Annotated in this window: 8 protein-coding genes and 1 pseudogene; 4 read left to right on the top strand and 5 right to left on the bottom strand. The window is 70.3% G+C overall.

Features of this window, described 5'->3' with window-relative positions:
• The 3 genes and pseudogenes from ACNSN7_RS14070 to ACNSN7_RS14060 all read right to left on the bottom strand — a co-directional run.
• Positions 1–296, bottom strand: a pseudogene (locus ACNSN7_RS14070) (energy-coupling factor transporter transmembrane component T family protein); the annotation flags it as partial.
• 22 nt (positions 297–318) lie between these two features.
• On the bottom strand, positions 319–1,044 hold the full coding sequence (locus ACNSN7_RS14065; RefSeq protein ID WP_418282929.1) for an energy-coupling factor ABC transporter ATP-binding protein: 726 nt from the start codon (positions 1,042–1,044) through the stop codon (positions 319–321).
• 69 nt (positions 1,045–1,113) lie between these two features.
• Entirely contained in the window at positions 1,114–1,698 is a 585-nt protein-coding gene (locus tag ACNSN7_RS14060; protein WP_418282928.1) for a biotin transporter BioY, read from the bottom strand.
• Positions 1,699–1,889: 191 nt separating this feature from the next.
• Here ACNSN7_RS14060 and ACNSN7_RS14055 point away from each other — a divergent pair, with 191 nt between their 5' ends.
• Both ACNSN7_RS14055 and ACNSN7_RS14050 read left to right on the top strand, forming a co-directional pair.
• On the top strand, positions 1,890–2,519 hold the full coding sequence (locus ACNSN7_RS14055; protein ID WP_418282927.1) for a hypothetical protein: 630 nt from the start codon (positions 1,890–1,892) through the stop codon (positions 2,517–2,519).
• Between the two features lie 83 nt (positions 2,520–2,602).
• Entirely contained in the window at positions 2,603–3,268 is a 666-nt protein-coding gene (locus tag ACNSN7_RS14050; RefSeq protein ID WP_418282926.1) for a hypothetical protein, read from the top strand.
• 59 nt (positions 3,269–3,327) lie between these two features.
• Here ACNSN7_RS14050 and ACNSN7_RS14045 read toward each other — a convergent pair whose 3' ends face one another.
• Positions 3,328–3,801 (bottom strand): cupin domain-containing protein, encoded by a 474-nt coding sequence (locus ACNSN7_RS14045; protein WP_418282932.1) that lies wholly within the window; start codon positions 3,799–3,801, stop codon positions 3,328–3,330.
• 377 nt (positions 3,802–4,178) lie between these two features.
• Here ACNSN7_RS14045 and ACNSN7_RS14040 point away from each other — a divergent pair, with 377 nt between their 5' ends.
• Positions 4,179–5,759 carry a 2-isopropylmalate synthase gene (locus ACNSN7_RS14040; protein WP_418282931.1) on the top strand — a complete coding sequence of 527 codons (1,581 nt, stop codon included), beginning with the start codon at positions 4,179–4,181 and terminating at the stop codon, positions 5,757–5,759.
• Positions 5,760–5,926: 167 nt separating this feature from the next.
• Positions 5,927–6,256, top strand: a complete 330-nt coding sequence (locus ACNSN7_RS14035) for a DUF8081 domain-containing protein (RefSeq protein ID WP_418282925.1) — start codon at positions 5,927–5,929, stop codon at positions 6,254–6,256.
• A 15-nt stretch (positions 6,257–6,271) separates the two neighbouring features.
• Here ACNSN7_RS14035 and ACNSN7_RS14030 read toward each other — a convergent pair whose 3' ends face one another.
• On the bottom strand, positions 6,272–6,637 hold the full coding sequence (locus ACNSN7_RS14030; protein WP_418282924.1) for a group I truncated hemoglobin: 366 nt from the start codon (positions 6,635–6,637) through the stop codon (positions 6,272–6,274).
• Between the last annotated feature and the right edge of the window lie 87 nt (positions 6,638–6,724).

Below are 6,724 nucleotides of genomic sequence, written 5' to 3'. Positions count from 1 at the left end.
CTCGCGAGCGTCGTGTCGACCGCGCGGTCGACACGGAACCACGGCTGGCCGACCGTCGCCCCCGCGACGACGGGAGCGACGAGGAGAAACGGGAGAGCGAACCGGTACCCCCACAGTGACCGCGGCCCGCCGCCGGCGAGCCACAGCGCCCCGACCGCGACGACCGTCAGCACAGCCAATCCGCGAGGGGTCGTGTACGCGTACGCCGCGGCCGCGAACGCGACCTGTCCGAGGAGCTTCGAGCGGGGGTCGAGCCGGTGGGCGGGCGCGTCGTCCGGGACGTACGCGAGCGTCACGGCCGATCACGTCGACGGCCGGTCACGGCTCGTCACCGTCCCGTTCGGGCACCCGGACGTCGAGTCCCGGCAGTCGGTCACGCGCACGCTCCGGGGCCGCATCGACGGCGACGCGACCGTCGGAGAGGCCGACGATCCGGTCCGCGAGTCCGAACACGTCGCGCAGGTCGTGGGTGACGACGATCACGCTCCTGCCCCTGCGATGGAGCTCCCGAAGCCGGTTGATCACGGAGCGCCTCGCCGACTCGTCGAGCCCGGTGAACGGCTCGTCACAGACGAGGTGATCCGGCTCCATCGCCAGCGCGCCGGCGACGGCGACGCGCTCGCGCTCGCCGCCGGACAGCGTCGCGACTCGGTCGTCCTCGCGGCCGGTCATGTGCACCGCGGCCAGCGACTCGCGGACGCGGCGGTCGATCTCCCCGCGATCGAGTCCGAGGTTCTCCGGGCCGAAGGCGACGTCGCCGCCGACCGTCGCCGACACCAACTGGTCGCGTGGGTCCTGAAACACCATCCCGACCGCGGTGCGGGCGGCGACGAGGTCGGCGGGCACCGGCGTTCCGTTCACGGCGACGACGCCCTCGTCGGGATCGACGAGCCCGTTGAACGTCCGCACGAGCGTCGTCTTGCCGGAGCCGTTCGCGCCCGCGACGACGAGGAACTCCCCGTCCGGGATCGAGAGGCTGACGTCGTCGACGGCGACGATGCGACCGTCGCCGTACCGGCAGGTAACGCCGTCGACGTCGATCACGGCACCACCCCGCCGAGTCGTCGTTCGATCACGGCACCACCTCGCCGAGTCGTCGTTCGATCACGGCGCTTACTCGGCGGCGATAGCGTCCGAACGGACGATACCGACCGCGGCGGCGATCTTGGCGGCCTCCGCCGGGAGGAAGACGGCCGCACCCTGGAGGAACGCCTCCGGGAGCGTGAGCCCCAACACGACCGCCAGCCCCGCGACGCCGAACGCGTAGATGATCGCGGTTCCGGCGGCCATCGCGCCGATCAGCGGGGCGAGTCCGACCGTGTCGAGGTCGCGGAGCGTCGCGCCGCGGTGGACGATCGCACCGACCAGCGCCGCGGCGATCGGGTACGACCAGAGGTACCCGAGCGTGGGCGATCCGAGGAGGACGCCGACGCCGCCGCTCCCCGCCGAGAACACCGGCGCACCGAGCGCGCCCGCGAGGAGATACAGGACGAGCGCCGCGGCCCCCCACACGGGACCGAGGAAGATCCCGGCGAGGAACACCCCGAGCACCTGGAGCGTGACCGGTGCCGGAGAGAGCGGGAACGGGAACGATACGTACGCGAACGCACCGACGAGCGCGGCGAAAAGCGCCGCACGAGCGAGGTTCGTCGCCGCCTCGTCGCCGACGAGATCGACCGACTCCGTGCTGGTTGCCATGGCGACGCGTCTCTCGTAAACCGACTTGAAGGTGGTGGTTTACGGAGTCGATGGGAAGGCAGTCGATGGGAAGGCAGTCGATGGGAAGGCAGTCGATGGGGAGAAGATCGGGGCGAGGGAGCGGCGAGACAGGCAACCGCCACGAATACGGACGATACCCTTTTTCAGTCGGCGTTCGTACGGACGAGATCATGGACGAGAAGACCGAGAACCTGCGCGACGTCTTCATCGACGCCACCGGATCCGACACGGTGACTGAACGTCAATCGGAGTCGCGCGGCTCGCTCGTCGACCGCGACGACGACGCCGTCGCCGACCGGGTCTCGGAGCTGATCGCCGCGATGCGCGACCGCTACGAGTTCGCCACGGCGCTCGACGACGACGCCTACGAGCGCGTCGTGTACGGCTACTTCGACGCCGACTCCGAGGACGGGCACGATCCCGTCGAGCGCGACGCCGCGCTCGCCGCGGCGATCGGCGTCGACGAGGAGACGGTCAGGGACGCGCGCCTCGATCTCCACCTCGTCGACGAGGCGGACCGGGACGCGCCGTTCGAGTACGCGACGCTGAAGCGGCTGCTCGCCGAGGGGCGCTCCGTGGAGGAGTGTGCGGCGGCGCTCGACGCCGAGCCCCCGGTCGTCGAGCGGTACGTCGACGTCGCGCGGGCGGACGCGGCGTCGACGCGCGCCAACGGCCGGTTCCGCGACGAGTTCCGCGACCTGCTCACGGACGCCGAGATTGAGGGATCACACGCGAGCGGCGCTCGCGAGGACGGACTGCGGGACGCAACCGAGGACATCGACACCGACGTCTCCCTGTAGCTTCCGGTTTTCCAGCTTCCAGTTCTCCAGCCGCCGGTTCCCCAGCCGAGGGTTTATCCACTGAGCCGAGGCCACCACGCATCGTGATCCCGTTCAGCGACCTCGCCCGCGCCGCCTTCTGTCCCCGACAGCTCCATTACGCTCGGCGCGACGACGACCGGTCCGTTCCGCCGGAGTCACGCGCACGGATCGACCTCGCGTTCCGGTATCCGACGCTCGTCGACGCCGCGGACGACGCGCTTCGACGACTGCCGATCCGGCGACCCCCGGCCGTGTACCGGCGAAACCTCTCGCTGCTCCGCGAGCGCGACGACTACGACCGGCTGGTCGATCCCGACCACGGGCGGGCGTTCGTCTCCGGTCGGGACTGCCACGGAACGATTCATAAGGTGCTGGCGGCGGATGACGCCGACGGAGGGGATCCGGTCCCGGTCGTCGTCTCACCGGGTGAACCGCCCGAGGCGGGCGTCTGGGAACCGCAGGCGGTTCGGGCGGTCGCCGCCGCGAAGGCGCTCGCGTGGGAGTGTGAACGCGAGATACCGCGTGCGATCGTCGAGTATCCCTCGGTCGGCGTCGTCCGCGGTGTCCGGCTCACCGTCCGGAAGAAGGCGACGTACCGACGGACGCTTCGCACCGTACGCGGGATCGACGGACCGCCGCCCCGCGTCGACGACGACCGGTGTGGGTCGTGCGAGTACCGCGAGGAGTGCGGGGTTCGAACGCGCTCGCTCCGATCGCTTTTACCGTAGGAGCCGGAGCCGACCCGATCGTCCGAGCGCCGGCTCACGGCGAACGGCCGGCTCCGTACTCACGGCGAAAACGACGTCCCACAGGCGTTACACGTGAACCGGAATCGCCCCTCGTCGGTCAGCTCGGTCGCGTGTGGTCGTTCCTCGGCACAGGTCGCACAGGCGGCGATCGTCTCGATCGCGTCCCAGTCGTGGCGGGCACCCGGCGCGCCGAACGCCCACGCGACGACGTCCTCGTCGGCGTCCCCGCGGACGAACCCTGACTGGAACTCGCCGGGCGCAAAGCGGATCAGCTCGCCGGCCGCGACGTCGACGCGCTCCCGGTCGCGGCCGACCTCGAACGTGGCGACCCCGGAGAGGACGTAAAAGACCTCCTCCTGATCGCCGTGTGCGTGGAGCCCCCCTGCAAAGGCGTCACCGGGAGCGAGCTCGAAGTAGTTCATCGCGACGTGCTCGGTGCCGAGGACGCGTGACACCGGCCTACGGACGTCGTGGACGTCCAGCGGGTTGGTGACGACGTCGACGTCGTCGATCGCGACCTCCTCATGTCGAAGCCGTCCGCCGGAACCGACATAATCGTATCCCCCGACTCGGCACCGTCGACTCGGTACCGTCGGCCAACGAGAGTGTGAGATCGTCGGCGAACCGGGCTTCAGATCGACGATCGGTTGGGGAAAGCTGACGCGACCCGTCGGTTTATATGTGTGAGTCCCATGGACGTGGATACGAATGACACGAGACACTCGTGGCAGTTCGGAGGATAGAGGAAGTCGCCACACGGCGGCTGGCCGTGAAATTCTCCGGTAACGCCGACACCGCCGACAGCGCCGACACCGCCGGGAACGCCGACACCGCGACGCCGACCCCCGTCCGGACCGACGGAGGTCGAGCGACGGACGAGACGACGACCATGGACGCGACCGCGACGACCACCGACACGGAGGACCTTTTGAACCCACTCACACACCTCGACGAGGTACAGCTGTTAGACACGACCTTGCGCGACGGCGAGCAGATGCCGGGCGTCTCGCTGACGCCCGCGGACAAGCTGACGCTCGCTCGCGAGCTCGACGCCGCCGGCATCCACGTGATCGAGGCCGGATCGGCGTGCACCTCCGAGGGCGAACGCGAGGGGATCAGGCGAGTCGCCCGCGAGGGGCTCGACGCGACCGTCACGAGCTTCGCGCGCGGCGTTCGGTCCGACATCGACCGTGCGCTCGACTGCGACGTCGACGGAGTCAACCTCGTGGTCCCCGCCTCGGACAAACACGTCGAGACGAAGGTCGGATCGACCCGCGAGGAGGTCGTCGAGCGTACCGTCGATCTGGTCGAGTACGCCAACGACCACGGCCTCTGGGTCGAGGTGCTCGGAGAGGACGGTTCCCGGGCCGACCTCGACTACCTCGAACGCCTGCTCGGGGCCGGCCTCGACGCGGGCGCGGACCGCATCTGTTACTGCGACACCGTCGGTGCGGCCGATCCCGAACGCACCGCCGAGGTCGTCACCCGGCTCGCCGCGCTCGGTCCGACGAGCCTCCACACCCACGACGACCTCGGGTTCGGCATGGCGAACGTCCACGCCGGACTCACGGCGGGCGCGGACACCGTCCACGGCACCGTCAACGGCGTCGGCGAGCGCGCCGGTAACGTCGCGCTCGAGGAGGTCGCGATCGCCTTGTCCCGCTCGTACGACATCGACACCGTCGAGCTGGAGCGCTTGTACCGGCTCTGCCGAGTCGTTTCCGAGACCACGGGCGTCGCCATCCCGCCGAACAAGGCGGTCGCCGGTGCGAACGCGTTCGCTCACGAGTCGGGCATCCACACCGACGGCACCCTCAAGGACGGGACGATGTACGAGCCGTACCCGCCGGAGACGGTCGGTCGGGAGCGCCGACTCGTCTTGGGCAAACACGCCGGTCGCGCGGGGGTCGCGGCCGCGCTCGCGGAGCACGACCTCGACGTCGACGACGACGAACTCCGCGAGGTCGTGAGCCGTGTCAAGGATCTCGGCGATCGCGGGAAGCGCGTCACGGACGCGGACCTGCTCGCCATCACCGAGGACGTACAGGACCGAGAGCGCGATCGGTACGTCGAGCTCGTCGACCTGTCCACGAGCTCGGGCGGGAACCTCCCGACCTCCTCCGTCCGACTCCGCGTCGGCGACGAGGAGCGGGTCGCGTCCGGCACCGGAGCGGGTCCGGTCGACGCCGGCCTCGAAGCGGTTCGCGCCGCGCTCGCCGACGACGGCGACGGCGTCTCCTTCGAGTTGGACTCCTATCACGTCGACGCGATCACGGGCGGCACCGACGCCGTCGTCACCGTCGAGGTCGACCTCTCCCGTGGCGACCGCTCGGTGTCCGTCTCGTCGTCGGACGCAGACATCACCCGCGCCAGCGTCGTCGCCATGGTCGACGCGCTTGACCGCCTGCTCTCGGCCGCGGCCGGCGAGGAGGGCGTCGAGCCCGACGCGGTCACGCCCGCCGACGACTGATCGCCGGGTCGCGATCCCGCCGTGCGGCTCCCGGCGCTCGCACGCGTTTTGAGCGGAACCGCCATCGTCGCGGGTCGGAGAATGAGAGACCCGACGACACAAGCCGTCGAACGCGGCGGGCACCGCGTCTGACGGGGTTTTTACCCGATGACGCCCGAAGGGAGCCCGTGAGCGTCGTCGTCTCCGTGAAACCCTCCGCGCGAAAGCGGAACGCGAAGGTCGGTCGGCTCGTCTTCGAGGACGGGTCCAGCCACGCCTTCGAGAGCCGCGCGGCCGCCGAGCGGTGGGCCGACGGCCTCTCCGCCGGCGACGGCCACGTATGGGTCGCGAGCGCGCACCCGGACGACGACGGCGACGCCGATCTGTACCTCGTCTCGCGGGCGACGAATGCGAAACTGGAGGCCGCCTACGACAAGCGACGTCGGCGGCTTCGGGGCGGCGACGACGGCGAACAGCGGTCGCTCGGCGACGGTCGCGGTGTCGGCGGGCGGCCATAGCTCCGGGTCCCGGCTTCAGGCGTTCTCGACGATCTCGTTGCGGTAGCTCGCGACCTCGGCGATCACCGCCTCGCGGTCCGCGTCGTCGACATCGAACTCCGCCAGCGCGTCGTCGAGGTGCGTCGCGACCGCGTCGAACTCCGTGGCCGTGATCCCCATCCCTTCGTGGGCGACCCCCATCTCGTCGCCGTCGTACCGCATGGGTCCCCCGGTGACCGCGCTTAAAAACGCCGTCTGGTGGGCGCGCTGGTCGGCCATATCCGTCTCCGAGAAGTGGTGTGCGACGCGTTCGTCCGCGAGAACGCGATCGTAGAACTCCTCGACGACCGCGCCGATCGCCGTCTCGCCGCCCAGCCGGTCGTACAGCGTCTCGTCGCTCATACCCGTCGGTCACGGCCCGAGGGTTTCGGTCTTTCGCAGGCGACGGGTGGGATGTCGCCGACCCGCCGGGTATCGGAGCGGTTCGCG

Origin of the sequence: Halorubrum rarum, from assembly GCF_048380895.1 — an archaeon.
Lineage (GTDB): Archaea > Halobacteriota > Halobacteria > Halobacteriales > Haloferacaceae > Halorubrum.
This window is presented reverse-complemented; position numbering and strand designations above follow the sequence as displayed.

Excerpts from the sequence above, each read along its gene's own strand:
- ACNSN7_RS14060 (WP_418282928.1), bottom strand. The coding sequence starts at position 1,698 with ATGGCAACCAGCACGGAGTCGGTCGATCTCGTCGGCGACGAGGCGGCG.
- ACNSN7_RS14055 (WP_418282927.1), top strand. The coding sequence starts at position 1,890 with ATGGACGAGAAGACCGAGAACCTGCGCGACGTCTTCATCGACGCCACC.
- ACNSN7_RS14040 (WP_418282931.1), top strand. The coding sequence starts at position 4,179 with ATGGACGCGACCGCGACGACCACCGACACGGAGGACCTTTTGAACCCA.
- ACNSN7_RS14030 (WP_418282924.1), bottom strand. The coding sequence starts at position 6,637 with ATGAGCGACGAGACGCTGTACGACCGGCTGGGCGGCGAGACGGCGATC.